1 protein-coding gene is annotated in these 291 nt (G+C 70.4%); it reads right to left on the bottom strand.

The window, feature by feature from the left end:
- Positions 1–291: hypothetical protein (locus tag AC0L3J_RS37950; RefSeq protein WP_473350529.1), on the bottom strand; the 291-nt coding region annotated here is incomplete at both ends.

The following is a 291-nucleotide window of genomic DNA, read 5'->3' as shown; positions in this document are numbered from 1 at the left end:
GGGTTTCCTCGCGGCCCTGCGGAGCACCGCCGCCGGCGCTGCCCTGGCTGCGCGGCGCGTCGATGCGCACCGTCGTCTTGGCCTTGATCGCCTCTTCCAGCATCTGCAACTTCGCCATGCGGATGCGGTCCAGGTCCTCGTTGCGCGCACCCTGCGGCGGCGTCGGGGGCTGGTCCAGGTTCTCGGGCCGTGCGACCGTGATAGTCGTTCCCTGCGCCGGGGCTGGCGTCAGCTCCGTCGTCGGTTGCTGGGCGGTTTGTTCCGGCGGAATCTCCAGCGGCTTGGCCTTGA

This window comes from Bradyrhizobium sp. Kon37 (assembly GCF_055807535.1).
This window is presented reverse-complemented; position numbering and strand designations above follow the sequence as displayed.